The sequence below is a fragment of the Paenibacillus pinihumi DSM 23905 = JCM 16419 genome, assembly GCF_000422505.1.
GTDB lineage: Bacteria > Bacillota > Bacilli > Paenibacillales > Paenibacillaceae > Paenibacillus_D > Paenibacillus_D pinihumi.
Genome location: NZ_KE383868.1, coordinates 45643 through 72051 on the forward strand (window position 1 = coordinate 45643; position 26409 = coordinate 72051).

Genomic DNA, 26409 nt, shown 5'->3' on the forward strand with positions numbered 1-26409 from the left:
TCTTGCTGCTGCGCATGTTTTTTTTGATCAGTTGTTGAGCTGTATATGAAAGCAAAGTGTCGAAAATCCGGTTAATTGGGAAGGTCAGGCTCCAGCCTGTCGTTCAACAGGAAATAGAGCAGTAAATCAAAGCATGAATTGGGAAAAGAGTCATTTTCAAGGGGATTTACCGTTCCAAAAAAAGAATTCTTCATGTAAAGTAGACTATAGGCATCGGATGTTCCAAAATAAAGGATCGCTTTCTGACGAACGCTGCATGGGAGGGTCGCCACAGAACGACGGCGTCCGAAATTGCGTGTCAATTGGTAGAAGCAAGAGGCGGAATTTGCGGTTCCCCGGGAAATGAAACGGAGGAAATATTTCCGGATGTACCGCTGCCATGCAGGGCAAGCATTGTATTTTGCCCGTATTACGAATTACAAGAGCTGTCAGGAGCAAGAGGAGGAAATTCGCTGGACCCGATTTTTAAATGATCAAGGTGTAGGCGTTCCCAAAGCTATAGCCTCTTCCAATTTATCGAAACAATAGTGTTGGAGGATGAGAAGCTGGTCGTTGTCTTTCAAGCTGCGTCAGGCATTCACCTGCCGAGATCGGAATGGAATAACAATATTTTCAGACAACTGGGTAAAGAAATTGGCCGTATGCATCGCGTGACCAAACAATATTTGGAGAATGAAACAGCGGCAGCGCACATCAAAGACTGGTATGACAACGAAGAGTATAACTTTCTGAAATACATCCCTGCAGAGGAAACGGCAATCCGGGAAATTGCCAAAGACGTGCTTGCCTCTATTAGACAATTGCCTCAGAATAAGGCTGCCTATGGGCTTGTGCATGGAGATCTATGGCTGGAAAACATCCTTGTCGATCAGGATTCCAACGTTACGATGATTGATTTTCAAGATTGTGAAAAACACTATTACATTTATGATCTGGTTGTTCCTGTCTATTCTGCAATGGAGTATTCGTTTGCGGGAGGAGGAAGCATAAGGTTTGACAGGTATGCGTACAGCTCCTGATAGTTAAGGAAACTTTTTTAAGAGATTTATAGTTTGGAGGAAGAAATGGATTCTATTACACACACATTATTCGGATTAGCCTTATACGGGACTGTGAATAAGAGTGAAATGAGCAGAAGGCAGAAAGCCGCCCTGCTGTTTACGACGGTAATCGGCTCTCAAATCCCTGATATTGATGTCATATCCCAGCTTTGGGATACAACAGGACGCTATCAGATGTGGCATCGCGGAATTACGCATTCCCTTTTAATGATTCCGGTATGGTCCGCTATGATTGCGCTCTTTGTCCGTCTTGTGTTCAAGGAGAAGGGGTGGCGTTGGTTTAACATGTCGCTCTTGGCGGTCTTTATTCACGATACGAGCGATATCTTTAACGCCTGGGGAACCGGATATTTTGAACCGTTGTCTTCAGCGAGGCTGACGCTTGGGACAATTCCGATTGTAGATGTTGTGTTCTGGGCCATTATGCTGGGCGGCTATGTCACTGCCCGTATCGTCCGGAGAAGGCATGGCCGGTCGCCACATTATATTTACCGGATTGTCTGGGCGCTGATGATTGTTCATGCTGCTGCTCAAACCGGACAGGGGATGGCATTGCTCCATGAGACCAAAGGGCAATACGATGAAGCTGTGCTTGCCGCGGATTTTGTCCCTGGCGTGTTCACCGTAATCGGGAAGAAGGATAACTTGGTCACTCTGCAAAAAGGCTCGGTATGGACTGGACTTCAGACGGTAACAGAACTGCAGTCGCAGGAAGGCCGCAATTTAGAAGAGTTGTTCGAGCAAAATCCAAAAGCCCGCACACTCGTTGAATGGTCGCCTTTTGTAGTCGTTGTTGACGACGGGAAGAAGTTTGGCGTATTTGATCCGAGATTTTACCGTAATGATGCTTCATTTTTATATGAATATATCGATATTGATTAATGACATTAAATATCGTGCCTATAAGGTTCATTCATGCCTGGGCATAGTTGGTAATCCATTCCGAATTCATTGCTATTTGTAGGGTTGTATTGAATATTTACTTGGCTCCTGCGCCAGTCCTCATATGATGTCACCCGCATCCTTTAGGGAGCTGTATCATTTTTATATCGTTAATTATTAATGACATTAAATATATAGCTGTTCATTATCGCAAAAGGAGAGGATTGTGCATGAAACTGACAGAAATCAAGGCGTTAACGGATACGATTCGAGCCCATGTAAGCAAAGTCATCGTAGGAAAAGACGAGGTGGTGGACAAGCTGCTGATTGCACTCATGACCTCGGGCCATATTTTGCTGGAGGATGTTCCCGGCACAGGCAAAACTATGATTGCCAAGGCGGTCGCCAAATCGGTTCACTGTGATTTCAAGCGCATACAATTTACACCGGATCTGCTTCCTTCGGATCTGAGCGGCATCCAGTTTTTCAATCAGAAGGCTGGTGAGTTTGAATTCCGTACTGGTCCGTTGTTTACGAATATTTTGTTGGCGGATGAAATCAACCGGGCTACGCCAAGGACCCAATCGAGCTTGCTGGAGTGCATGGAGGAGCGGCAGGTGAGTGTGGACGGGCACACCTATAAGCTAAGCCGTCCGTTTCTGGTTATCGCTACCCAAAATCCGGTAGAGCATCAAGGAACCTTCCCGCTGCCGGAGGCGCAGCTTGACCGCTTCCTGTTCAAAATCCGGATGGGCTATCCTACGATTGAAGAAGGACTGCATATTCTAAAACGTTTTCAGACCGTCAACCCGCTGGATAATCTGGACAGCGTCGTGAATGCCGAGGATATCGTCCGTGCCCAGGAAAGTTATACCCAGGTTGCCGTACATGATGATCTGCTCCTGTATATGCTGCAGATTATTGAGAAGACGCGCCATCACGATGAACTCGCCGCAGGGATCAGCCCGCGCGGCAGCCAGGCGCTCCTGCGTGCCGTGCAGGCGCATGCGGTGCTCCAGGGACGCAGCTTTGCGACTCCGGATGATGTGAAGGCAATGGCCATCCCGGTGCTTGCACACCGCTTGATCCCTGCCGGCTTTCAGCATGACAGGAATCACTTCACTGAACAACTGATTAGCAGCCTGCTCCGTGAAATTGCTGTTCCCGCTGAAGCTGATCCTGCAAGACCGTAGGAGGCGCGTATGAACATTCATTGGATTATGTTGATGGCGCTGCTGGTTACCGTTGTCCAGTCGGTCATTTACACGTACTGGGGGCAGCGGCGGCTGTCGTACAGCCGCCGCTTTAGCACGGATCGCTGCTTTCAGGGGGACCAGATTGAGATGGTGGAGCAGATCGCCAATTACAAGCTGCTCCCGCTGCCCTGGCTGAAGGTAGAGTCTCTTCTCCATGCAGGCTTGCGCTTCGAGCGCCAATCCAATCTGGAGATCAGCGAAGGGCATTTTATGCAAAACCACAGAAGTCTGTTTAATCTGATGCCATACACCAAGATTACGCGCCGCCATAAAATGACTTGCACAAGGCGCGGCATCTATCGGATGGATGCCGTATCTCTGACATGCGGAGATGTGCTTGGCATCCGAAGTACCACCAACCGGATTCATGTGGGCTTCGAATTAAAGGTCTATCCGAAGCCGCTGCCGCTCTCCGGGCTGACATTACCTTCACAGAGCTGGCAGGGAGAACAAATCGTCAAGCGCTGGATTGTCGAGGATCCTTTCATGACAGCCGGTACCCGGGAGTACCGCTCCGGCGATTCCATGAAGGGGATCAACTGGAAAGCTACGGCCCGTACCGGGGCGCTTCAGGTACATAAGCGGGATTACACGGCAGATCATCGGCTGATGCTCGTCATTAATATTGAAGATCATGAGCAGATGTGGAATACGGTCAATGAGGAGCAACGTGTCGAATGGGCCATTTCCTATGCTGCCGGGGTAGCAAGCTATGCCGCCAGGCAGGGAATGGAGTTTGGTTTTCTCATTAATGCTTGTCAGCTTGACAAGCCCAAGGCTCCGGTCCGCCTTGAGCCGCAAGGCGGCCATCCTCAGCTTAACCGGCTGCTGGATACGATGGCGGGCCTGATAATTGAGCTGTCCATGCCGTTTGATGAACTGCTTCAGCAGGAAGCGGAAATCGTACAGCAGCGAATGGGCTATCTGGTCTTGTCCGCCTTTATGAGTGAAAAAATCAGTACCCAGGTTGAACGTCTCAGACGTGCGGGGCATGATGTTCAATGGCTGCCGCTACGAGAGGGGGGGGCCTATGGGCAGAATGTTTAAAGCCGCCTGGACCGCATCATGCCAGGGCTTTGCAGAAGTATTGCTGTACTTCCCGGTTCTTGTCATCATTCAGGCCTTTTTGCTGCATGGTTCGCGGTGGTCGCCGCTTTTATTGCTGCTGTTTCTTGGCCTTGGTTACGGAATTGGCAGCTATGCCAGCAGTCAGCTAAGGCTGAACCGCTTTTATCGGTTGCTGTTGTTTTGTATCCTTGGCAGCGCGGCACTCTCTTATGTTTTTTACGGAGCTGATGTGATCAGTTTTGTCGCTGGGGCCTTGCTTATTGGCATTGCCTTATATCGGGGCGCGGGAAGTGAGCTCGCAGCATGGAGGGACAGATTCCCGTTTTCCGCTTATTTGACGGGGTTGCTGTTGTACTTTTTTTCATCGGTGATATTCAATTTTGTCCAGGCCTTGCAGCCGTACACATCATTGCTGCTTTGGTGCGGCATCGGCGCCCTTGTCATCACACTATATGTCTCCAACAGTCAGATGCTGCTGCTGGAGACTGCGGGAGGAGAGGATTCAGCAGTTCCTGCTGGTGTCCGGAGGCATAACCGGCTTCAGGTCGGTCTGCTGCTCGCGGCTGTGCTGCTGCTGGCATTTTTACAGAGGCTGGATCAGGTTCTAATGTGGTTGAGGGATTGGATACGCACTTTGCTCGGGAACTCAGGGAAGCCTGAGCCGGAGCTGATAACAACACCTGAACAGACGCTGTTTGAGCCGATGTTCCCTGAAGAACAGAAGGAACCATCAGCACTGCTAATGCTGATGGAGAAGCTGCTCACCACGCTTATCTTTGCAGGACTGGTGTTATTATTTATTTGGCTGCTCTACCAGGGGTTGAAACGCGTGCCCGGCTTCGCCGCCATAATCCGCCGCTGGCTGTCCCGGCTGCTGAATCAGCAGAGTGGAAGCTTCGCTCATGACGGGTATGTGGATGAAGTAGAAACTGTTCTGGACTGGAATGGAAGAAAGAGAGACAAGGAGCGGCGAAACAGCGGCAAGCAAGGGAGAGAGCGCTGGCAGGAAAGCATGGATGCGAAAGATAAGGTTCGCTTCCTGTACCGGTCGTGGCTCCGTCAAAAAAGAAAACAGGGATATGAACCTCTCCTGCATCACACGCCAAGGGAGACACTGCATGACCTGCAAAAGACAGGGAAGGATGAACAGGGGGTTATTCACCCGTTGACCGATTTATATGAGCGTGCCCGTTATGGCAAGGATGAAATAAAATCCGAAGAAATCATGCGTATAAAAGAGAAAATGAAAGAATAATATAATTTAATGTTATTGATATTTCATGATATTAAATAAATACTGTCTCTGCTTCGATATTTAAATGAATATAGACGGGCAATGCATGTTCCCCGTTATGAAATCATTGGCAGGGTTTCCTCAGTTGAGCCTCTTTTATGCAGGACATTGCAGAAGAATGTCGAAAAAGTATAGAGATGAATTTTGGTAGAGAATAGCAAGCTCTGATTTGGAGAGTTAGCAGGTGCAAGAATGAAAAAATATCAGCTTGCTCTGACAGCCAGACTGAAGGAGCAATTGAATGTCTGGCTGTGGGATGAGCAATCGGATCCACATACGACTGTAACAAGCGGTGAATTGCACCGCTTTTTGCATACGGTACGCGGTACTTCAGGTACGATTGGATTAAACCGTATCTCCGAAGAGGCTGCTTCCCTGATGGATGCGCTCGAGGATGATCAGCGGGCCGAATGGCTGCGGTGGGAGTTGGAGCGTTTTTTGTCCGGTCTGATCTTGCTTGCGGAAGAAAAGCTTCTTGTTGACGAATCTTCTGTTACGTTGACAGCAGCGAATGCTCCTGCCAGCCTTAATGGAAAGCTGCTTCTTGTCGACGATGACGAAGATTTCCTGGCCTATCTTACAGAAGAACTGGGACGCAGAGGGTACACGGTAATTGCAACTGCTAATTCCGAGACGGCATTACATATTGTACATACGGACAAGCCAGATGCCATGGTACTGGATTTGCATATGCAGAGGAGCAGCGGAATCGATATTATGCTTGCCATACGAGAACAGGTCGCTGCGGCAGCAATTCCTATGCCCGTTATCATTATGAGTGCAGATACATTACCGTCTGTCCCCATACAGGCACTACGGCTTGGCGCCGATGATTTTATTGCAAAGCCGCTGCATACGGCTGAGCTCGCTGCCCGTCTTGAACGGCAGCTGGGACGGAAGCTGGTTGCTGAGAAGTTGCGGCTGTCTGATACCCTGACAGGAGTGTGGAGCCGCTCACAGCTCCCTGCGCTTTGCAGGACTGTCGACTCCGCCGCGGAACAGGCGGGGGATGACCGGATTCTTTTGATATTTCAGCTCGCAGGGCTGGAGCATATCAATCGGACACGGGGAGAAGAGGCCGGGAATGCAGCACTTATTGGTCTGGCGAACTGTCTGAATGAGGTGCTTCCAACAGATGGAATGGGAGAGGCCGTTATTCGTTACAGCGGAAGCCGTTTCGCCGTGCTGCTGCATGGAGCGGAAGCGACTACGCGCTTGTATACTTCGAAGGTGGGGCAGAGCCTTCCCGGTTTCTGGCCCGTGCGGGAGGACGGCGGTACGATTACCGTCGTGCATGCAGTGACAGACGTTGCGGCAAAAACAGCTGAGGAAGAGCTTTGCCGTTTATTGGAGCGCAGCCGGTCTGCAAAAAAAGTTGTAAGCCGTTATTTGGCTGAACAGCCGGATAGCGGTTGCATCATAGAATTTTGAACATCTTGGAGGGTAAAGGAAGTTATGAAGAAACTGCTGTTGGCAGAAGATGAACCGATATTGCGAATGCTGGTCGTCGATACGCTGGAGGATGAGGGCTATAGCATCGACGAGGCAAGCGACGGCGAGGAGGCTTATCAATATATTACATCGGGAGAATATGATCTCGTTATTCTCGATTATATGATGCCTAAGATGACAGGAATCGAAATTATTGAAAAGGTGAGGCAGCTTCCCGGCAAGGAGCAGGTCAAAATTCTGATGCTGTCGGCCAAGAGCCAGCAGGCAGAACAGGAGAAGGTACTGGCTGCAGGAGCGGACGGATTTATGTCCAAGCCGTTCAGCCCGCTCGATCTGATCGACAAAGTGGAGGAAATGCTCCGTGGCTAAATGGCAGCATTACTTACGGAAGCGGATTACCCGCCGCTTCAGCTCAATGCTGCTGCTGTCGCTGCTGCTTATTTTAGCAGGCGCAGTATTTGTTCTGTTAAGCACCATCCAGATTTTGCAGAAGTATGAGCTAAGGTCCAATGAAATTCGAACCAAACAGGAGCTCGTAGCGGAGATTGGCGATTATTCCAACGAGATTATTTTGCGCGCAAGGGGCTACTATGTCTATCTGAACCAGTTCGAATACAAGAAGATGTTTGAAGCCAAAAAAGGCCTCGAACAATCGATAGCGGACTTCAAACGGCTCGAATTCTCCGAAGACGAAGAGCGTCTCATTGCGGAAATTGAGAGTTTTTTCACCGACTATTTCGACAACCTGCTGCCTGGCGCGATAGCGCTGGCGGAAAAAGGGGATTATGAGGGCTTGCGCAAGTTCGTCCCATCCGGAGAAGAGAATCCGGTGAATGAACTGATGCTGTTCTCCAAAGAGTTTGAGCAAAATGTGCAGCATATTGCGGCCAATGCCAATGATAAGCTAATCCGTGATCTTTCATTTCAGGGTGTGCTGTTTATCATTTATGTATGTCTTGTTCTGCTGCTGTCGCTCTATATCAGCCGCCGTGTCGCAATAGATATCGGCCAGCCCTTGGGACAGCTTGCACAGCAGGCCAGCCAGTTCGGCCGGGGTCATGTTATTCATTTGGAAGATCTTGAACGGGAGGATGAGCTTGGTGAGCTTGCCCGTTCCTTTAATGACATGATGGTTCAGATTCAGGCGAAGGAAGAAGAATTGCTGGCACAGAACGAAGAATTGATTGCCCAGCAGGATGAGCTTCAGGCTCAACAGGAAGAGCTTCAGCAGGTCGTGGAGACGCTGGAGGAGAATGAGGTTTATCTGACCAACCGGAATGCTTTCATTCAGGCGCTGGCTAATACGCTGGACAAGCAGGAACTGCTTGACAGTATTATTAACAATCTGGTGCGGTTCAGCGACTTTGACAAGGGAATTCTTGTTCTGTTGAATACGAACAATGACTATGCGGCCAACGGCGTTTCTGCTGCTGCTGCCGACGGATTTATTCATTCAATCGGAGACAGCATGGTGGTGCGGGTCACCGAGACGCTGGAGCCATACAAGCTCGTTCGTGATGCATCCGACGGGGAGCGCGCTTACCATGAGCAGGACATTCAGGCTAGCGATTTGTATGTACCGATTGTCAATGGGCAGCAAGAGGTAATTGCAGTACTGCTGCTGACACGCATTGGCCGGACAATCACCAAGCATGAAGAGAGCGAAATTGTCAGCCTTGCCCGTCAAGTATCCCTGGCTCTGGATAAGCTGGAGATGTATGAGGAAACCGCGCGCCAGCGGCAGCTGACGCGTGATATGATCAACACGATCCAGGAAGGTATTCATTTCATGGATATGCAAGGGGAGACGCTGGAGGTCAATGATAAGATGGCGGACTTCTTTAGCTTCTTCCAGAAGGGGGACCAGCGCTCGCGATTCCCGCTTGATAAGCTGTTGGGAGAGCTTGAAGAGAACGTGACCAATACGAGCGGCCTGACCGCTTTTATCAAGAGCATCGTTGCCGGTGATGCGACAGCTTCCCCGAGCGTGCAGTATGAAATCAAGCAGCCCGTGCATCGTTATATGCAGCTTTACTATGAACCGCTGTATCGAGATGGTGTCCAGTTCGGCCTGCTGCTTGTCCACCGGGATATTACCAGAGAGTATGAGGTTGACCGGATGAAATCGGAGTTTGTAAGCACCGTCAGCCATGAGCTGCGCACGCCGCTGGCCAGTGTGCTTGGCTTTGCCGAGCTGCTGCTGCATCGCGAGCTGAAGCCGGAGCGCCAGCGGAAATATATTCATACGATCCATCAGGAAGCCAGACGATTAACGACATTAATTAATGACTTCCTCGACTTGCAGCGGATGGAATCCGGCAAGCAGACCTATATTGTAGAGCCGGTTGAACTGACACCTCTAATCCGCGAGGTGGTCGAGATCCAGCGGATGGGCAATGAAAAGCACAGGTTTCAGATGCATTTGAATAATGAAGCGTGCACGGTGCTCGGCGATCAGGATAAGCTGCGCCAGGTGCTGACGAATCTGATCAGCAATGCGGTGAAATATTCGCCGGAAGGCGGCGAAATCGGTATTAACTGCAATGTTATTCGCGGCAAGGCTATCCTGGATATTAAGGATGAGGGCCTGGGTATCCCGGAGGATGCGCTGCCAAAGCTGTTTAATAAATTTTACCGGGTGGACAACTCGGACCGCAGGGAAATCGGGGGGACAGGCCTTGGCCTTGCTATCGTCAAAGAGATTATCAACCAGCATAAAGGCGACATTACGGTTGTCTCTGAACAGGGCAAGGGCAGTACCTTTACAATTACAATGCCGTTGCATGTGCAGGAGGAGCATCCTGCCGATCTGGAGACAGCCGGCCTGATCCGGGATTCCGCTCCAACTGTTATGGTGGTGGAAAATGACCATAATCTCTCCCACATGCTTCGCGACGAGCTGCTTACGAGCGGTTATCGTGTGGAGCTGTTCACAGAGGGGCGACATGCTATTGAACAAATTCAGCAGATCAAGCCCGATGTTGTTGTTCTGGACCTGATGCTGGAATCAGGGACAAACGGCTGGGACGTGATCGAGCATATGAAGAAATCCGATCTGCTGATCAATACGCCGATTATCATTTCCAGTGCATTCGAGGAAAAGGACAAAGCGTCCCAATGGGGAATCCGCGACTTCCTTATCAAGCCTTATCTGCCAGGCATGCTGTCCGCCGCTGTACAGCGTGCGCTATCCAAATAACATGTTTCATTAAGGGCGATTTTGGGTAATGGTACCCAAAGCGCCCTTTCTTCAAACGGCAATACAGTCGGTACCACATCGTAATAACTATGTTTTACCTTAAGTCGGCAGCACCTGATAATCAGAGGGTGGCTCCCGGCAAAACTTGTCTGCGGAAGAGCTATTCCGCATTACAGGATATGAAGGAGACTTGGCAATGAATCGCTTTAAAAAGCGGCTCGGGAAGCTTCGGGAGCAGGACCCGAAGCTGCTGATTGCTGCATTTATAGGTTTGCATGCTGTATTTTTGTTTATTTGGCTGGAGACCGGACTTACGATGTTTACCGGTCTTGGTTACACAGCTGATTTTGTCCTGTTGATCGCTGTGGCTGCCGCCGGAAATGTGCTCGTATTTACCATTATGTTTGTAGTTTGCTTTTTACTAGTACAGCTTCCCTGGAGGCTCCCTATATATTTTATTGGAAGTATCGTAAGTATCTTTGCTGTGTTTCCGCAAATTTTTACATTTTTTAATATGAACTGGCCGGGAGCATTTATTCTGACAGCGGCTTTGGCTATATTTGGAATACTGGGAGGGTGCTTCATCTATCTGCTGCTGATCCCAATTAAGCGGATAGCGCCGCGCACAGTGACTTTAACTCTGGGTCCGTTGGTGCTGCTGGTGCTCTCATTGGGAGTTATCCATTACGGGGGGCTGCAGGCGAACGGCGCTGTCCCGGCACTCGTAAATTGGGAGCCGGCTCAAGATGAGTCTGCCGCTGACTCGGCGCATCCTGATCCCCAGCTTGTTCCGCCTGTCACGGAAGGCAGCTATAAGGTGAGGACGTTCACCTACGGGAGTGGAAATGACGCCAGAAGAAGCGAATTTGGACGAAATGCGGACTGGATCTCAACGACGGCTGATGCTTCTGCTTTCATTAAAGACTGGAGCAGGCTGAGAACTGTTTATTGGGGATTCGATGAAAAGGGGCTCCCGATCAACGGCAGAGTCTGGATGCCGGAAGGGGATGGGCCATTCCCGCTTGTCCTGGTCGTGCATGGGAACCATAATATGGAGGATTTCTCCGATGACGGATATGCGTATTTGGGGGAATTGCTGGCAAGCAGAGGTTTCATAACCGTATCCATCGATGAGAATTTCGCAAATTATTCAATGGTGTCCGGTATTCCTTCCGAAGATTATGCCCTTAGAGCATGGATGATGATTAAGCATTTGAAGCAGTTGGACGAGTGGAGCGATGACCGGAATCATACCTTATACAATAAGATTAATTTTGATGATATCGCACTGATTGGCCATTCCCGCGGCGGACAGGCCGCAGTGTTGGCGGCCGGATTCGATGATTATTATGAGCGGGCCGGACGGAAGGACGTGCTGACCGGTATTCAGTACTCGATCAAGACGATTATTGCGATTGCTCCGACTGACAAAAAGCTCGAGAAGAGCTATCCTGATCTTAAAAATGTTAATTATTTTGTTATTCAAGGCGCCTATGATTCCGATGTCAGCACCTTTGACGGCGACCGCCAGTATGACCGTGTAACGTTCGAGCCGAGTGAAGTGGATCAAGGGTTCTATATGAAAGCTTCATTATATGTGGAGCAGGCCAATCACGGCCAGTTCAATACAAGCTGGGGCAAGCATGATATCAAGCTGCCTTTCCGCATGCTGATGAACACGAATTCGATTATGGCGGGAGAGGAACAGCGACTGATTGCCAAAGCGTACATTGCCGCATTTTTGGAGGCGACAATTCACGGCCGCAAGGAATATATTCCGATGTTTAAGGACTGGCGAAAGATTACCGGTGTGCTGCCGCAAACCAATTATTTAAGCCGGTATGATGACTCTGAAATGCTGCCGCTCGCAGATTATGAGGAGGATGAGAATCAGGAGACGACGACTTTGAAGAAGGGCAGTCTGGAGGCTGCGAATCTGATGGAATGGGACGAGGAAAACAAGAAGAACCGGGTGAACGGCTCGCGGCTGAACCGGGCCGTCAGGCTGACTTGGGAGCAGGGGAAGGGAAGATATAGTCTTGAGATCCCCAAGAGCACGGCTGAGAGGCTGAACAGCGCTTCAGAATTTGTGTTTTCCTTGGCACGAGATCCCGGGGCAGCTTCCGATGAACCGGAGGAGCTTGATCTGTCCATACAAGTAACCTTGCAGGACGGGACAATGATCAAGCAGCCGCTGAGCAACTTCAAAGCTATACAGCCGGTCTTGATCAGCCAGTATCTTAACGTGACACTGCTTGAGCCGTTTATTCGCAACGGGAAGCTAAGTCCATCGGCCGAGTCCGTCTATCAGGATTTCTTCATTCCTCTGAACGGGTTTGATCGGGGAGACGGACAAAGTCTTGATGTCAAACAAATCCGGAAAATTGATTTTATATTCGATCAGACGCCGTCCGGCACGATTTGGCTGGATGATATACGGCTTGATCAGTTATAGAGGACAAAATTTACGAAATTCGGCTAGGGTTAAATGGGTCATGGGTCATCTGAAGCTGGAAAAAGCCTCTGTCACTGCCGGAATGGAATGCTCCATTCCGGCGGCGGCAGAGGCTTTGCTTATTTCCGGGGACTTAATCCTTGAGATGGTCAATCGCTTCAGCCATCGTCCGGTCAGTCAGGTGTGCGTAGATTTGGGTTGTCTCCGGGGAAGAATGGCCAAGCTGTTCCTGGGTTTTGTAAATATCATTGCGCAAATAGTAATCGGTAGCAAAGGAATGCCTCAGCTTGTGAACGGACAGGTAAGGCTTGCCGAAGCGCTTCGCATATTTGATGACCATTTCCTGAATGGCCCGCTTCGTCATGCGGGAGCCCTCCGTTTTGCCGTTGGCGATAGCGAGGAACAATGCTTTCTCCCGTTTTAGCGGACGATACTCCCGCTCACGCAGAGCGAAATATTCATTCAGGTCATCAACAGCCTCCTGACGGAAATAGACTGGAGTCTTGAAGGTGTCGTCATTGGCTCCCTTGCGGTATACGTAAGCGAGCTTCTTCTTCAGGTCAATATCGTCGATGTTCAAATTAACGACCTCGGATACACGCAGGCCTGAATTCAGAATCAGAATAATGATGCAGGCGTCTCGTACCTTATTTTTCTCATAGGAGTAAAGCGCCTGCTTGTTCTTTTCTACGTCAATCGGATATTGGCTCTTTATGTAATGAATAAACTCATAAATTTCCTCTTCCTGCAGCAGCTTGCCTTCGAGCTTGGACGCTGTATCCTTGGGCTTATGGGTCCGCTTGATCGAGACCTTGGCCATCACATTGCGTTTGAGCAGCGGGTAAAACTGTTCATCCTCGGCAATCTGGCTTAAATAATGGAACAGCGAGCGCAGTGAGGAGAGCTTGCGGGATATCGTAGTCCGGTTGTTTGTCTCCGGCTTGAACGTTGACAGAAACATTTTATAATGATCAATGCTGTCCATGTGCAGCTTCTCCAAATCCTCCAGCGGAATTTCTTTGAACGTGGTTGCCGCGGTCAAGCCTTCCGCTATGAGCCAGCCCATGAAGGTCTCATAATCACGGACATATTCAAGCAGGGAGGACGGGGACAAATCGGGCAGCTTGTAGTTAATAAATTTCTCCACATACCAGGGCATTGCCGGGGTTCGCTTGTCGAGCTCTATGCGGTCCTTTACTTTCAAAATGTTCAAGTTGGCTCACCTCTATCCTCTATTGTAGCAAGCACCGCCTATGGCTGTATACCCTGACATTACCAAGCCATCTTAGGGGAGTTATCTAGTATAATGGGACATGAGCGCCTTTAAAGCGCGGATAACGCTTTCATACATAGGAGGGAATTCGATTGGAAAGGAAGATTCCGACCAAGGAGGAACTGCTCGTCATTCTGGAGCAAATCAAGCAGGAAACCGGACAAGGGAGCAAAAGAAATAGCTTGTAGAAGCTCTGCTTGAAAACATTTGGACGCCATATTAGAGGTTTAACAGCCAATAATTGAAGGGCAGCCTTGGAAAAAAGAAAAACAGTGCCTGTTTGTACCGGGATGCTCCCGGGTAATAGTAGACAGGCGCTGTTTTTTTATAAAAAAAATTGTGACGGAATTGCAACCTTTGGCGCATCTGTTCCGTCTTATTATTTAGAAACAAAAAACCACCTGGGAAGAGGTGGTCGCGGGGATGATGAGTGTTCTTGCGGGTTTAAGCGTGGAGTGTGGCTCATTGATATAATTGCAGTTATGTCAATGAACTAAAGCACTCTGCGTGCAGTAACATATTTATTTTTCCAGTAGCTGTTATTGATATCTGTAATGGTTACGCCCTGACTAGTGGAAGCATGGATCATTTTGTTGTCACCTATGTAGATCGCAACGTGGCTTATGCTTTTTCCGTTTGTATTGAAGAACATGAGGTCACCGCGGCTCAAGGAGCTTTTGCTGACTTTTTCGCCAATTCCTGCTTGGTCGGAAGACGTGCGGGGCAGAGAAATATCACTTTGATTGAATACGTATTGTACAAAGGAAGAACAGTCGAATGAACTGGTCGTTCCGGAAGAACCATATCTATATGGGGTTCCCAAGAGATCTTTTCCAGCTGAAATGATTTCAGTAGCTTCGGACGTAGCGGCGCTGACTTGATTGGACGGACCAAAAGCCAAAGCAGAGAGTCCGATGGATGTGCACAAGCATGTCATGATAAGTTTACGGTAAAATTTTTGTTTAAACATATTCCCGGTTTTTCCCTCCGTTTGTTGTCGAAGTATGAAGACTTCACTTGTTTCGTGGAGCCAAGAATAACTATACCACAGATTTTTTTAACAATTATTTACAGTAAGAGTGAAAAGGCTATCCCTTCAACGATCCTCCGCGTTTATGAGATTACCATGAAAAAATTCTAATTTTTAAACCTGGCATAAAGACAGGATTCTCATAATAAAGCTGCAAGGGGAACGGAATTGTTTGGCTTTGAATTATTAGTTTACATAATATATATTACGTTTACTTATTTCCGTTCATTTTGAATCGTGATGATTCGCTATTGGCGTGGCTGCTTATTATAGAAGGAAGAGGATTTATTTCACTCTTACTGGACAATGGCTTTGCTGTACATGCCCTGTGTGATTGCATATTTCATACTGAACATCAGAGGAGGATTTGTACTGTCTTTTGTAATTAAAAATGGGGAAGGATAATGGGAGTGAATGGCAAGCATTTTGTAGCTAGCGTTGAGGATGGGACGTGGATTGCTGCCCGGGCTCAAAGGAGTCATTTAAAGTGGACGGAAGCTATTGAAAGTATACATATTATATATTATGTAAACCTAAATTCTATCAACACCAGTCATCACTATATTGTAAATCTATTTTTATAAATTGATTTACAATGTTATCCTTTTTTTATATAGTGAAGTGGCAAGACTATGAAAATTGGGGGAATAGAATGGTATTTGTTCAGATGACGCAGCAAGACCTGAATTCAATGGAAGACGAAAGATTGGCATGGACTTGTATCGAACCTGCTCTTATGGAGGTCAGGGGCAAGAGTGAAACGGTAAAAGCAGCGGTAGTTCAACGTCTTCATGCTGCACAGCGTGCAATTTTCATGTTCCGGGTTATGTATGATCATGCCAAAGGTTCAGCAGGAGAATACTATGGTTGGCTTTCGATTCTAAAAAAACAGGAAGGCTATTGGTCTGGCGTCATAAGCGGTTTGCAATTTTTTGAGGATACGGAAATGCAGGAGCACCTTGAGGAGTCAATTCGGGTCATTGAAGTGCAGAATCGAAGAAAAGGCCGGCAGTGGGAGGACAATGTGCTTACTGATCTTGACCGTGAACCTGAACTCAAGAGAGGCATGGAGCAGCAATATGGGCTGTTCAAAAAGCTTGCGGATGCAAGTATTGCGAGAATTGCTGCCTATATAAGACGCAGCCCGGAACTTTTTATCCAACTGGAACATGCGGACGAAAAGCCGCTTGATGGATACCGCTAATTAATAGATTCATCTTATCTTTTTCGTGCTGTCCCTGCTCAGGGGCAGCACGATTTTATTTTGATTCCTGAAGATTTATAGATCTACATAATCACTAACGTCCCGTTCTTTTTTCATAATACGGCTCAGATAGTTGTCTTTTGTGATTTTGGTGCTGGAATGGTCCAACGTCTCCGATATCCAGTCAAGTGGAGCGCCCTTGGCGTAGGCCGTCTGTGTAAAGTAATGCCTCAAATAATGGGGTGTAATGCGATTGCCATGGATTGTCGTTAGTCCGGCTTCGGCCATGCACTGAGACAGGGAGGTGGACAGGCTCGATAAGGAATAATGCTTATGATGGCGGTTTGGGTAAAACGGCGAGCTGTCCTTGCCATTCACTTCCGTACACATGCCGAGCCTGCGGCGGTATTCCAGCAACGCTTCGAGTGCGTAATCCTTAATATGGGCATGGCGCAGCTTGTCCCGTTTGGTCTTTGTCCGCAAGTAGTATCGTTTGCGGCGCGGATCATAGTAGAGATCACCCCAACACGGGGCAATAACCTCATTCAGGCGCAGTCCGCTTGTCGCCAGAATCAACAGCAATGCTTTTATCTTCGGATTATCCTCATAATATGCAATCGCCTGCCGCAAATCTGTTTCTTCTATATCATGGTCGGGAATCTCCGCACGGTTTTTATGAACAGGGCGCAGACCCCGCGCAATATTTTTGCTCAAATAATTTTCCTCATAACACCACTTCAAAAAAGACTGCACAATGACAACCTTCTTTCCTAGCGTGCTGCTCTTCTTCGTCCGCTGTTCCAAATGAGACTGGAACAACTCCATATCCATACGGGTAAGCTCCCGTATATCCGCTTTGCCAAGCTCGGTTACATAACGAAGCAGAACCAGCAGCTCCCGCAAATATTCTTTTTTCGTACTGGCCTTGCGCCGCTTATCCCGGTTGTGAACATATAAGTACATCATCCCCAGATTGGAAATAGGGGAGAAGTTATAATTGCCCTGTTCATCTTCATCGGCAGAAATGATCTTCATGACGCTCTGAACATGCGTATCTTCCAGCATAAAGGGAAGCAGCGCCGCAGTGGGAAGGGAATGGACGGATGCGGAGCCATCAACTAAATAGGAGACATCTTGTCCCGGTATTAAATTGCTCACCACTAGTTCATCTCCATTCATGGTTAGACTGAATTATATATTTCTAAATAAAACTTCTATTCCTAAGTATATATAAAAACAAAACAAATGGACAGATACATAACATAATTATACCAATTGATAACCTGTTTAAAAAGCTAATAAGACACAAGAAATGCATAAAGGAGGATCGATCTAAAATAACAGTACAATCTTTTAGATTGAACTTAATAATCTTAATTACGATAAAATTATAAAACTGAATTCGAATTTTGAGTTCAAATTAATATTAAAATTAATAAAGAAAATTGATATTCTAATCTTTATAAAATGCGATTGGAATTGTATAATAGATTGATCACATCTATAAAATGACTCTGATTTTGAAACGAAATGATGCTCATTAAAGAAAGGCGAAGATACAGATGATAACCGGACCGCATAGCGAATATCTGGACGTCACCCAGGCCGCTGAAGCACTGGGCATAACTCCGACATCTTTATATAAAATTATTAATCATACTGATCCGTCCAAACGGCTGGAGCCTGTTAACCGGACAACCCATCGCGGTGATGGGGGATATCGTTTTCGATCCGGGGACGTAGAGCAGTTAAAGGGGCACTATACGAAACAAGATCTTACCTCAGCAGAGGCCGCAAAAAAGATTGGCCGTTCGACCACCTTTATTCATAAGCTGCTGCATGAAGGGAGCCTGGCCTTTTATGAGGGAGAGTACCGGGGCAAGCGGACATATTTTATAGAAGAAACAGAATTGGAACGGTATGTGCAGGAGAACCCGGATGCGGGCAAGTACGAGACCATTTACGACAAGAAAACCGGGCTGTTCCTTTATCAGCCGTTTGTGAAGGAAGACAGGAAGGCCCGGTTAATGGAGCTGAAGCGGGTCAGCAATCGTCAGGTGGAGGCGATCTTGCAAACGGAAGACAATGAACGTCTTCTATATAAGGAAGCTGTGGCAGACGGCTGGCATCCGGAGCTTCATATTTCAGACCGCAAGCTGAATACCGCCTATGGCTATGCCTTGTTCAAATTTCCTGTTCCGCGCGGCATTGACTCCTTCATTTATACGATGATTGAAGAGATGTTCAAGCAGATCGGGCCTTCCAATATGCGTGTACACGCCGGGCAGGACTTGACGGTGGAGGTGCGTAAGTCAGTGCTGAAGGGGATTTTGCCCGAGACACATCCGGATTTTATTGATAAGCTCCGGCTGTTTTTACGGACGGGAGAAATCATTGTCAAGTATGATGGTGTACTCATTGATACCGGACTTTCGCCGATCACCGTCTATTTGCCGGATGCCAAGAAGCAGACCTTGCTGCGCCTGGCAGAGAGGGAGAACCAGTCCGTGCAGGAATGGCTCGAAGAGAAGCTTGAGCGCTTTTTTCAATAAATATCTCCTGAGATCATTAGCTGATTGAAGCTGAATTAGCAGTATGGAGCATCAAGCGGCATAAATTAATTATTTACCGATCATTCTATAAATGGTATGGTTATGTAAAGGAGGGGCTCGCATGGCAAGAAGCAAAGAATTTGAAGAAAGTGAAGTGCTGCATAAGGCTATGCACCTGTTCTGGGAACAAGGTTACGAGAAGACATCCATGGCTGACCTTGTCGAGCATATGGGCATTCACCGCAGAAGCTTATATGATACCTTTGGGGACAAGCATGCCTTATATATGCAAGCGATGAACAGGTATGCCCAAATTACAAATACAACACTTGAGCATGGGGTTAAGCGAAGTGAAACGGCAAGAGAGGCAATCCAGTTTATTTTTGATCTCATGATTGAAGGCATGGATAATGGCCCTGCAGGATGCTTATACGTTAATGCAGCCGTTGAGCTGGGATTGCGGGATAACGAAGCCAATGCAATCACGACCGAAGGATTTATCCAGGCTGAGCAGATGCTGGCGAAAATTATTCAGCAGGGTCAGGAGGCAGGTGAGTTTGTCAGCAGCCGCAATGCGGATGAGCTTGCTGAATCACTCCATAATGCCTTGATCGGAATACGGGTATGGAAGCGGGCTACTCCGGATATGGACAAGCTTCGCCGCATTGCAAAGCTGTCCATGGAGATTTTGGACCGGTAACGTTACGAGCTATTGCTTTCATAAAACGTTTAAAAGTAATGAAGAAGGGTTGCAGCCAGGCAGGCTGCAACCCTTCTTATTGTAGTGTCTATTTACGAGGGATATGGTTATAGAAGCCGAGCCACAGGCTGCCTTTATTATTGCTCTGTGGCCGCTAGCTTTGGGAGGATACAATACTTCCCATGGCCAAAAGCATGATCAATACAAGAATGGATATCCACGCCACCAGTTTTTTGGGCTCAGTATCGAAAACTAGCTTCCAACGCTTTTTCATTATGCGAGCTCCCCGGAAAAGAAATAGTCAAATAGAGTCCATAGTTCCGTATTTCTAATGTTGATTAAGACAGCTTTCATAGCTTGTTAAAAAGGAAATCTGCGTGTATGGATGACGTAGTTATGCTCGCCAGCCCAAGTCTCCAGGCCGTCCCAGAAGGCTTCGCAAGCCGCAACAGTTTGTGACGGATTATCCAATCTGCCGGACATGACAAGCTCTGCAAGCTGATCAAAGCCTGTTGGCCGATCCGGCATCGCCAACGCTTCCGCCATAACCAATGCACCGGTTGTAAAAAGCTTACGGTTATGGAGTCCGATCAGCATGGCCCCATAGTGGGACATTTTCATCGCCAAATATGGTATATATGCAAAGTTGCCTTGCAATTCGGCATTTCTTAATTTGCCGGCCAGCTCCATCACTTCTCCAACCAAGACCTCATCAATAGCGGACTTAAAGTCAGCAGGGGAGGGGGTTTCAGCTTTTAGCCTCAGGCGCGGGAAAAAATGTTCAGGATCATACAAGCTGAGCACCTGAAAGTACGGGCCGTGTGTGAGCGGCCAGTCGCCCTCAACAAGAGCCGCCTCATGAAGCAGTGTATCTGCTGTCCGTACATCGACTTCTGCTTTCCATGATCCCATTGACCATTCATAGCAGCACTCCACTGTTGCTGCATTACCGTCCCTTAATACACAAAATATTTCAATGTCCGAGTAGGGTGCATCCGTGCCTCTTGCCATAGAGCCGTAGACTCCGATTGCGAGCAGTTGATCACCATAAGCCTTATGCAGACGTTGCGCAATGATATCGCAGTTTGCGAGTCTTTCATCACGTGTCATTTTTGCGGGTCCATTTCTATTCATTTTCATCTCTCCCTAAGTTTTTTATGTCAATCAGAGAATGAAAAGAAATGGGGGGCCACGGGCTTAACGAGGCACTTTTATCTTTGGCATTTTATCGTACTCCCTTATCATCGTTTGATTCCTTATCTAATCTAAATTGTATGTTATCGCTATTTTAAAATCAATGAAAGGAGAGAAGCAGGATAATTAAAAAGTTATGCATCATGATATTAGTTAACTTAATAAATATTATGTTAACTAATATCAAAATAGATAAATTATCTAGACAGCGAGAAGACTCTTCTTGATATCAGATAATGTAAATTACTCAGTATTCAAGAACAAAGGCCACATTCTGCCATCCTGCACCCACCGTCCAGAACAGAACTTTATCACCCCGTTTGATTTGGCCGGTTGTCACGGCTTTATGAAAAGCAATGAAGGGACTGCTTGTGGAGGTGTAGCCGAATTCATCACCAATGTAAACAGCAGCATCGCTGCTGATCCCGATGTTTTTAGCTACACGCCTGAGGCTGGGAAGCGACAATTGTGAAAATCAATACAGACGCAAGTGATAGTCCGGCAAGCTGGGGGAGCTCATCATGGTAGATGATGCCTTCAGCATCTCGCTTCTCAATCGAGCTTCTGTCGAGACCGTTAAGATAGTACCCCAGATTTTCGCGCAAATCGCCCATTACGGAAATGGTTCTGGAAGTCAGAATTTTGCCAATAAACGTAGGGTCAGTGTCAAACTGAATCAGTGTTATGGGATGATTTTCGCGCTCAGGCGGGAGCCAAGCACAATAAATAAGTCGCTAATTAAATGATGATACAAGGAGGTGTACATACATTGGATGCACTTAATAATGTTATTATTGAAGAAACAGCAGTGAAAAATCTGAAAACGGTTACTTCAGATGTTATAGAAAGTTATAACCTTAGCAAAACCAATTATTTGAGCTCCTTAAAATGGAACAAGATCCAGAGCTGAAAAGAATGTATTTTGAACAGATTAAGAGAATTGATGATGATCTGTGCGATGCTTTTAGGGGGAAACCCCGGAGTAAAAACTGTTCTCTCATTGCCGCCCAATAACCATGTTTGAGCTGGTAAGTAAAATGCCCTAATTCTCTTGGGATTTGTTGGATGAAATAAATAAGGAATGTGGAGCCTCAGGAGCAGTTTTAAGCCCTTGGGGCTTTTTTGCGTTCAGTTGATGGATGGGGGGGGGAGGCGGGAATGAGGTGCTGTGGTGTCCAGAATGCATGTTCGGACTCCTGCCTAACCGAAAACCAACTTAACACAAGAAAAAGAAAGCTTTTTAGTTGCAAGCGGCCTTAGGGTAGTGCTCTTTAATTTTGAAGTCTCTTATGTCGTGCGACGATCGAAGAAAATAAAATAATCATTAGAGCTGATGTAAAAGGAATGAAATCGGTTTGATAAAGTATCCAGTCAACAATAGCTCCAACAAGAACAATGGATAAAACGAAAATGCTACTCATATAATTTGGCCGTTTAGCTTTTTTGAAAATCATGCGAATAATCAGTACAGCTATAATAGCATAAAAGCCTATAAGTGCAAAAATACATAATAATGCAATCGCCAAGGTGGACATATTTTACGCACTCCTTCAATGGTTCATTTGACATCTAGCTGTTCTTTGTTACCTCATAGTAGGGGACTAATAACCAATGTAAGTTCAAGGTTACCCCTTTGGAATTGTTATGATGTTCTAAGCTATTAGCTACTAAAAATGCACCAAGTGAAACTAAAGCGCCAGCAGCAGTAGCGGCCCGGATTTGGGGTCCTCCAACAAGATTAATCAGCAATCCGGCAAGGGTAGCTTCTGTGGCAAAACCAGCAGAGACTTGTTTTAGAGCATAGATGAGTTGATTCACTCATTGTAAGTGCTACACCCCACCAGTAAGTGCCGAAACTTGCCATTGGTGTAAGGATGCCACTTGTAGGGGTAGGAGGAGTGAAATTACTGTCTGGTACAACAATTCTTTTGTCGAGATCAATTACAGAGGCACCAGCTTGAATTGAACTATTTAAACTTTCAATCCCGCTTTCAACTAAGGCATAAGTTTCCGAGGATACTAAATCTTTACCTGCTTCATCAAGGCTCAATCTTCCATTAGTTACAGAGATGAAAGGCTCCAGTGTTTGAGATTCACTAATAGCATTATGCTGGATACTCTGAGCTAATTCTATTGACAAAATTTTGTCTGGAGGCACGTTATTTGATGCTAAAGCAAGTGAGACTGATCCCAAAGCTAAAACTAATGATAACACACCAACCAACAAACTTTTTTTCATTACATTAATACTGGTTTATTTTTGGTACTCATAAAATATTCAATAAAATCGAAATAATTCCTTCTTATTTCCAAAAATTGATACCAAATTCCTAATTTCGAATTTGAGTCAGAAGACCTTCGATTGCTCTTTTATTGCAAACCAACGTAACACAAGGAGCTGATAGATTTGGGCATGACAATCAGAGATGAAATGATGAGGCAAGCACTTGCGCAAGCTGTTACTTCAGAGCTGGAGCTGCGCAGAATATTCTTTCCAAAGGGTGTCCATTCCCCAGCGCCGCCCGTATTCACTGAGGTACTGACCGATGAGGAGAAGCTGGAGAGGATGAAGGCCATGATCCCCACGGCTATTATGTAGGAACGGCGATTGTATGTATTAGGTGATTTTTTAAACCCTCTGTAGTCCCAAACCCCAATCAGCAACCAACAACATTATGTAAGCGAAGCCGTCTGCTACTTGCTTTAATATTTTCGTTACCCAAAATAAGGAGCTGAAAATGAATATAGTTATTATTGTAAACGTGTTAAAAAATAGTAATATAGAAGGGATTTTAATTGAATTAAGATCCATTGAAATTGATAGAATAACGTTTGAAATTAATGCAATAAGCGACACCCCTGCAATTGTGAAGAAGCTGCTTATATTGCTGAGTTTCTGTGAAGCAGTACCAGTATGTGGCTGGGAGATCGAAATGCATTTCCCTTACGGGTGAAGGATTTGAGGATTTTGGATAATGGCTTATAACCAACAGAAAAAGCTGCTTCAGGCGGACGATAAGAGTTTCGTCACAAGGAAGCAGCTTTAGAAGTGAACCGGATGATGATCCGTTTATTTTTTTGTTGTGCGTTCCCGCGAATCTTTTAAAATAACATTTGGAACGAACCGAATATAGATCAATTCTCCAGCCAGCTCTACAATCGTCTGGGTGACGATAATCGCTGCAACAAGTGTGCTCCAATTATCCGGCAACGATAGCGCAAGCGGCAGCACAACCAATGAATTGCGTGTCCCGCCGCTGAAAATAACTGCACGGCCGGATTCAACATCCAGCCGGAACCATTTTACAATCAGACGCCCGATAAAAGGCATAATCGCCATAAAAGCGATATAGACCGGAATTACCTTGATAATAAGTTCTATATGATCGGACAACTTGCCAATCTGCGACGTTACCACTACAAACAACGTCAGTGCCATTAAGGGTACCGGAATCCATGCGGAGAAATCCAGCAACGCTTGCCCGGAGGGCGCTTTTCTCGAAATAAGCTGAATCATAACGGCAATTATAAGCGGCAGCAGGATTATGATTACAAACGCCTCAATAAATGGCCCCGGGTTAACGATTTCCGCAGCACTTTTCCCCATAAACAGCCATAAATAGAGCGGCAGCAAAATCATTTGTGTAATGAACAGCACTGGCGTAGACATTAGCATGAGCTTTTCGTTGCCCCGGCCTAAGTATGTAAATACAATAACATAATCAATGCACGGAGCCAGCAGCACCAGATAAACCCCCAGCAAGACAGGAGGGTGGTCCGGCAAAAACTGTGACAGCACCCAGACAACGGCTGGAACTGCAACATAGTTGACGGTCAGAATTGCCCAGATAAAGCGTAAATTCCGGAAGGATTCTTTAATCGTTACGAAAGGAATTTGAGTGAACATTCCATACATTAAAATCGCAATAATAACGGAAATCAAAATGCTATTGTCCAGTTTTGCCGTTAAACCAGGTGCGAACAGCCCAAGCGCTGCCGAGATAATCAATATGACGGCGTATAGCCCGGCCTGATGCTGCTCAAGCTTTTCTCTGCTAAACATGTATCTGTAAATCCCCTTTGTCATTTATCTGAAAATAGTACAGCGAAGTCTCTTAGTTGAGTAATCTTTCATTTCGTGCATGTTTTAGCGTAAACGCTAGAACAGAATTTGTCAAAAGGAGCGGAGATGATTTGAGTAGAGAAATATGAGAAGGATACGAATTTAAGACGGAGAGAGCTAAAACGCGATTTTGGTTAACTTAATTTATGTTATGTAAACTTTATTGCATTAAAAACCATTGCTGCCTGGAACGGGTAATACCGTGCTGCTGCAATGGTTTTTGTATTATTGTTCAAGCTGCTGGCGGTGAAACCGCATATAGGCCATAATGACGACACCGCCTAGCAAAATAGCAGGTATCCAAATCATAAAAGATAACTGTAAATTAAAGGTCAGAGCGCCTGCAATCGCACCAATCAGATAGACCGCTAATGCAGTCACACGAAGAATAGACTCTCCAGTCATAACAGCATAGGGTAATGCTTGGTCTAGTCGGCGTTTCCTAAGATGGCGCAGCACTGCAACGGTATCCTCCACCATGTGGGTCAGCGTGCTCGTCAGAACTGTTGTAGTAATGCTGGCAATTGACAGCTTGCGGGCCGCCGTTGTCTGCAAGCCCATAGCGCAGCTTAGCAATGCAATAAGTGCGTAGACCGTAAGACCTTCTGCACCAATCAGGCGGAACACGATGCTGAAGGCAAGCAAAATCATACATTCCAAGGTCAAAATCATTGTAACTTTACGTGCCCAAAACTCCTTTTTGCTTCCCGTCCCTATAATTACAGCACCAGCCACATTACCCGCCATGAAGCCGATCAGAGCAACAAGGGCCCGCAGTACGGCCAACTCTTGAGATTGTCCGATAGCCATTCCAAGAAGCACGATGTTGCCTGTCATATTGGCTGTAAATACGTGACCCAGCTCAAGGAATCCGATTACATCTACAATCCCGGCCGTCAGACATAACATTAACAGCAAAAAATTGCGCCAAGCTCCTTGAGACAATGTCATTTTCCTCCTTCATCTATACAAAAATCTAATTGTTGTTCAGCTTGCAGAATTATCGCCTAAAAAAGAAAGTCTGGCGTACCGATACGGAAGTAATTACCTTTTAATTGTAGCTTGTTTTGGAATGGAAATAAACGAAAAGGATTGAAAATAAATCACGGTACGCTGTGAGTCTTCAAACAAGGCGGACATGCTTTTAATTGATCTGTTCTTATCTGTCTATTAAATGGTGCCCTTTCAATGGGATTGAGGGTGATCGTACAGGCAAATGGGAGGGAGATGACATTCATTATAGAAAGGGAAATTTGCAGAAGCAGCGGATATTTTTGCTTCATTTATATAGATTGTGAATTTAAATAGAGCAGGAGGGGCTATAGTTGGAAATCATTTATGGCAGCGGCAGCAATACGTACTGCCGGTCGGGTGTCATTTATTCTTCATGCAACAGCCCTATGTGCTGTACGAAATGCCCGACCGGGCCGACAGGAGCAACAGGTCCGACAGGTCCGACAGGAGCGACGGGAGTAACAGGTTCAACTGGCCCGACAGGAGCGACAGGTCCGACTGGTCCGACAGGAGCGACGGGAGCGACAGGTCCAACTGGCCCGACAGGAGCGACAGGAGCGACAGGTCCGACAGGAGCAACGGGAGCGACAGGTCCGACCGGGCCGACAGGAGCGACGGGAGCAACAGGTCCAACCGGCCCGACAGGAGCGAC

24 protein-coding genes and 1 pseudogene are annotated in these 26409 nt (G+C 46.8%); 16 read left to right on the forward strand and 9 right to left on the reverse strand.

From position 1 onward, the window contains the following. Window positions 1-342: 342 nt before the first annotated feature. From H583_RS34545 to H583_RS34555, 9 genes and pseudogenes are all read left to right on the forward strand, one after another. Window positions 343-989, forward strand: a pseudogene (locus H583_RS34545) (phosphotransferase enzyme family protein); the annotation flags it as partial. A gap of 75 nt (window positions 990-1064) precedes the next feature. Continuing rightward, on the forward strand, window positions 1065-1943 hold the full coding sequence (locus H583_RS0127795; RefSeq protein WP_028563343.1) for a metal-dependent hydrolase: 879 nt from the start codon (window positions 1065-1067) through the stop codon (window positions 1941-1943). Window positions 1944-2173: 230 nt separating this feature from the next. Further along, complete coding sequence (locus H583_RS0127800) at window positions 2174-3136, forward strand: AAA family ATPase (protein ID WP_028563344.1); 963 nt, start codon at window positions 2174-2176, stop codon at window positions 3134-3136. A gap of 9 nt (window positions 3137-3145) precedes the next feature. Continuing rightward, window positions 3146-4246, forward strand: a complete 1101-nt coding sequence (locus H583_RS0127805) for a DUF58 domain-containing protein (protein ID WP_028563345.1) — start codon at window positions 3146-3148, stop codon at window positions 4244-4246. After that, window positions 4230-5522: a DUF4129 domain-containing protein gene (locus tag H583_RS0127810; protein ID WP_028563346.1), complete on the forward strand. Its 1293-nt coding sequence runs from the start codon at window positions 4230-4232 to the stop codon at window positions 5520-5522. The genes H583_RS0127805 and H583_RS0127810 overlap by 17 nt, the downstream gene beginning before the upstream one ends. A gap of 231 nt (window positions 5523-5753) precedes the next feature. Then, entirely contained in the window at window positions 5754-6992 is a 1239-nt protein-coding gene (locus H583_RS0127815; protein WP_028563347.1) for a response regulator, read from the forward strand. Between the two features lie 24 nt (window positions 6993-7016). Continuing rightward, window positions 7017-7382: a response regulator transcription factor gene (locus H583_RS0127820; protein ID WP_028563348.1), complete on the forward strand. Its 366-nt coding sequence runs from the start codon at window positions 7017-7019 to the stop codon at window positions 7380-7382. After that, window positions 7375-10212: an ATP-binding protein gene (locus H583_RS34550; RefSeq protein ID WP_051237150.1), complete on the forward strand. Its 2838-nt coding sequence runs from the start codon at window positions 7375-7377 to the stop codon at window positions 10210-10212. The genes H583_RS0127820 and H583_RS34550 overlap by 8 nt, the downstream gene beginning before the upstream one ends. 196 nt (window positions 10213-10408) lie before the next feature. Beyond that, window positions 10409-12667 carry an alpha/beta hydrolase gene (locus H583_RS34555; protein WP_051237152.1) on the forward strand — a complete coding sequence of 753 codons (2259 nt, stop codon included), beginning with the start codon at window positions 10409-10411 and terminating at the stop codon, window positions 12665-12667. 133 nt (window positions 12668-12800) lie between these two features. Here the strand turns inward: H583_RS34555 and xerS are convergent, their stop codons facing one another. Beyond that, window positions 12801-13880 (reverse strand): tyrosine recombinase XerS, encoded by a 1080-nt coding sequence (gene xerS, locus H583_RS0127835; RefSeq protein WP_028563349.1) that lies wholly within the window; start codon window positions 13878-13880, stop codon window positions 12801-12803. A 314-nt stretch (window positions 13881-14194) separates the two neighbouring features. Here xerS and H583_RS36905 point away from each other — a divergent pair, with 314 nt between their 5' ends. Further along, window positions 14195-14437, forward strand: coding sequence for a hypothetical protein (locus H583_RS36905; RefSeq protein ID WP_154666018.1), 243 nt, complete (start codon window positions 14195-14197; stop codon window positions 14435-14437). On the opposite strand, the gene H583_RS0127845 is transcribed toward H583_RS36905, so the two are convergent. Next, on the reverse strand, window positions 14434-14910 hold the full coding sequence (locus H583_RS0127845; RefSeq protein ID WP_028563350.1) for a C40 family peptidase: 477 nt from the start codon (window positions 14908-14910) through the stop codon (window positions 14434-14436). The two genes, H583_RS36905 and H583_RS0127845, sit on opposite strands and share 4 nt — an antisense overlap. Before the next feature lie 712 nt (window positions 14911-15622). On the opposite strand from H583_RS0127845, the gene H583_RS0127860 reads away from it, so the two are divergent. Continuing rightward, the gene (locus tag H583_RS0127860; protein ID WP_028563352.1) at window positions 15623-16174 is read left to right on the forward strand and encodes a hypothetical protein; all 552 of its coding nucleotides are present in this window, start codon (window positions 15623-15625) and stop codon (window positions 16172-16174) included. Window positions 16175-16249: 75 nt separating this feature from the next. Here H583_RS0127860 and H583_RS0127865 read toward each other — a convergent pair whose 3' ends face one another. After that, on the reverse strand, window positions 16250-17332 hold the full coding sequence (locus H583_RS0127865; RefSeq protein WP_161631228.1) for a tyrosine-type recombinase/integrase: 1083 nt from the start codon (window positions 17330-17332) through the stop codon (window positions 16250-16252). Window positions 17333-17736: 404 nt separating this feature from the next. Between H583_RS0127865 and H583_RS0127870 the strand changes: the two genes are divergently transcribed. Next, window positions 17737-18726 carry a helix-turn-helix domain-containing protein gene (locus H583_RS0127870; protein WP_028563354.1) on the forward strand — a complete coding sequence of 330 codons (990 nt, stop codon included), beginning with the start codon at window positions 17737-17739 and terminating at the stop codon, window positions 18724-18726. A gap of 121 nt (window positions 18727-18847) precedes the next feature. Then, window positions 18848-19426, forward strand: a complete 579-nt coding sequence (locus H583_RS0127875; protein ID WP_028563355.1) for a TetR/AcrR family transcriptional regulator — start codon at window positions 18848-18850, stop codon at window positions 19424-19426. Window positions 19427-19786: 360 nt separating this feature from the next. Here the strand turns inward: H583_RS0127875 and H583_RS0127885 are convergent, their stop codons facing one another. The 4 genes from H583_RS0127885 to H583_RS36910 form a co-directional block, all read right to left on the reverse strand. After that, complete coding sequence (locus H583_RS0127885) at window positions 19787-20560, reverse strand: ANT(4')-I family aminoglycoside nucleotidyltransferase (RefSeq protein ID WP_028563356.1); 774 nt, start codon at window positions 20558-20560, stop codon at window positions 19787-19789. 307 nt (window positions 20561-20867) lie between these two features. Then, window positions 20868-21086 carry a 3-oxoacyl-[acyl-carrier-protein] synthase III C-terminal domain-containing protein gene (locus H583_RS0127890; protein WP_028563357.1) on the reverse strand — a complete coding sequence of 73 codons (219 nt, stop codon included), beginning with the start codon at window positions 21084-21086 and terminating at the stop codon, window positions 20868-20870. Window positions 21087-21891: 805 nt separating this feature from the next. Continuing rightward, entirely contained in the window at window positions 21892-22155 is a 264-nt protein-coding gene (locus H583_RS0127905; RefSeq protein WP_028563359.1) for a hypothetical protein, read from the reverse strand. Window positions 22156-22358: 203 nt separating this feature from the next. After that, window positions 22359-22859, reverse strand: a complete 501-nt coding sequence (locus tag H583_RS36910; protein WP_154666019.1) for a hypothetical protein — start codon at window positions 22857-22859, stop codon at window positions 22359-22361. A gap of 168 nt (window positions 22860-23027) precedes the next feature. Here H583_RS36910 and H583_RS0127910 point away from each other — a divergent pair, with 168 nt between their 5' ends. Together H583_RS0127910 and H583_RS0127915 are read left to right on the forward strand one after the other, a co-directional pair. After that, window positions 23028-23219, forward strand: coding sequence for a hypothetical protein (locus H583_RS0127910; RefSeq protein WP_028563360.1), 192 nt, complete (start codon window positions 23028-23030; stop codon window positions 23217-23219). Window positions 23220-23358: 139 nt separating this feature from the next. After that, window positions 23359-23574, forward strand: a complete 216-nt coding sequence (locus H583_RS0127915; RefSeq protein WP_028563361.1) for a hypothetical protein — start codon at window positions 23359-23361, stop codon at window positions 23572-23574. A gap of 116 nt (window positions 23575-23690) precedes the next feature. Here H583_RS0127915 and H583_RS0127920 read toward each other — a convergent pair whose 3' ends face one another. Both H583_RS0127920 and H583_RS0127925 read right to left on the reverse strand, forming a co-directional pair. Next, window positions 23691-24683 (reverse strand): arsenic resistance protein, encoded by a 993-nt coding sequence (locus H583_RS0127920; RefSeq protein WP_028563362.1) that lies wholly within the window; start codon window positions 24681-24683, stop codon window positions 23691-23693. 285 nt (window positions 24684-24968) lie between these two features. After that, window positions 24969-25694 (reverse strand): YoaK family protein, encoded by a 726-nt coding sequence (locus tag H583_RS0127925; RefSeq protein WP_028563363.1) that lies wholly within the window; start codon window positions 25692-25694, stop codon window positions 24969-24971. A 374-nt stretch (window positions 25695-26068) separates the two neighbouring features. Between H583_RS0127925 and H583_RS34560 the strand changes: the two genes are divergently transcribed. Continuing rightward, on the forward strand, window positions 26069-26409 hold a 341-nt coding region (locus tag H583_RS34560), incomplete at its 3' end, for a hypothetical protein (protein WP_036711339.1).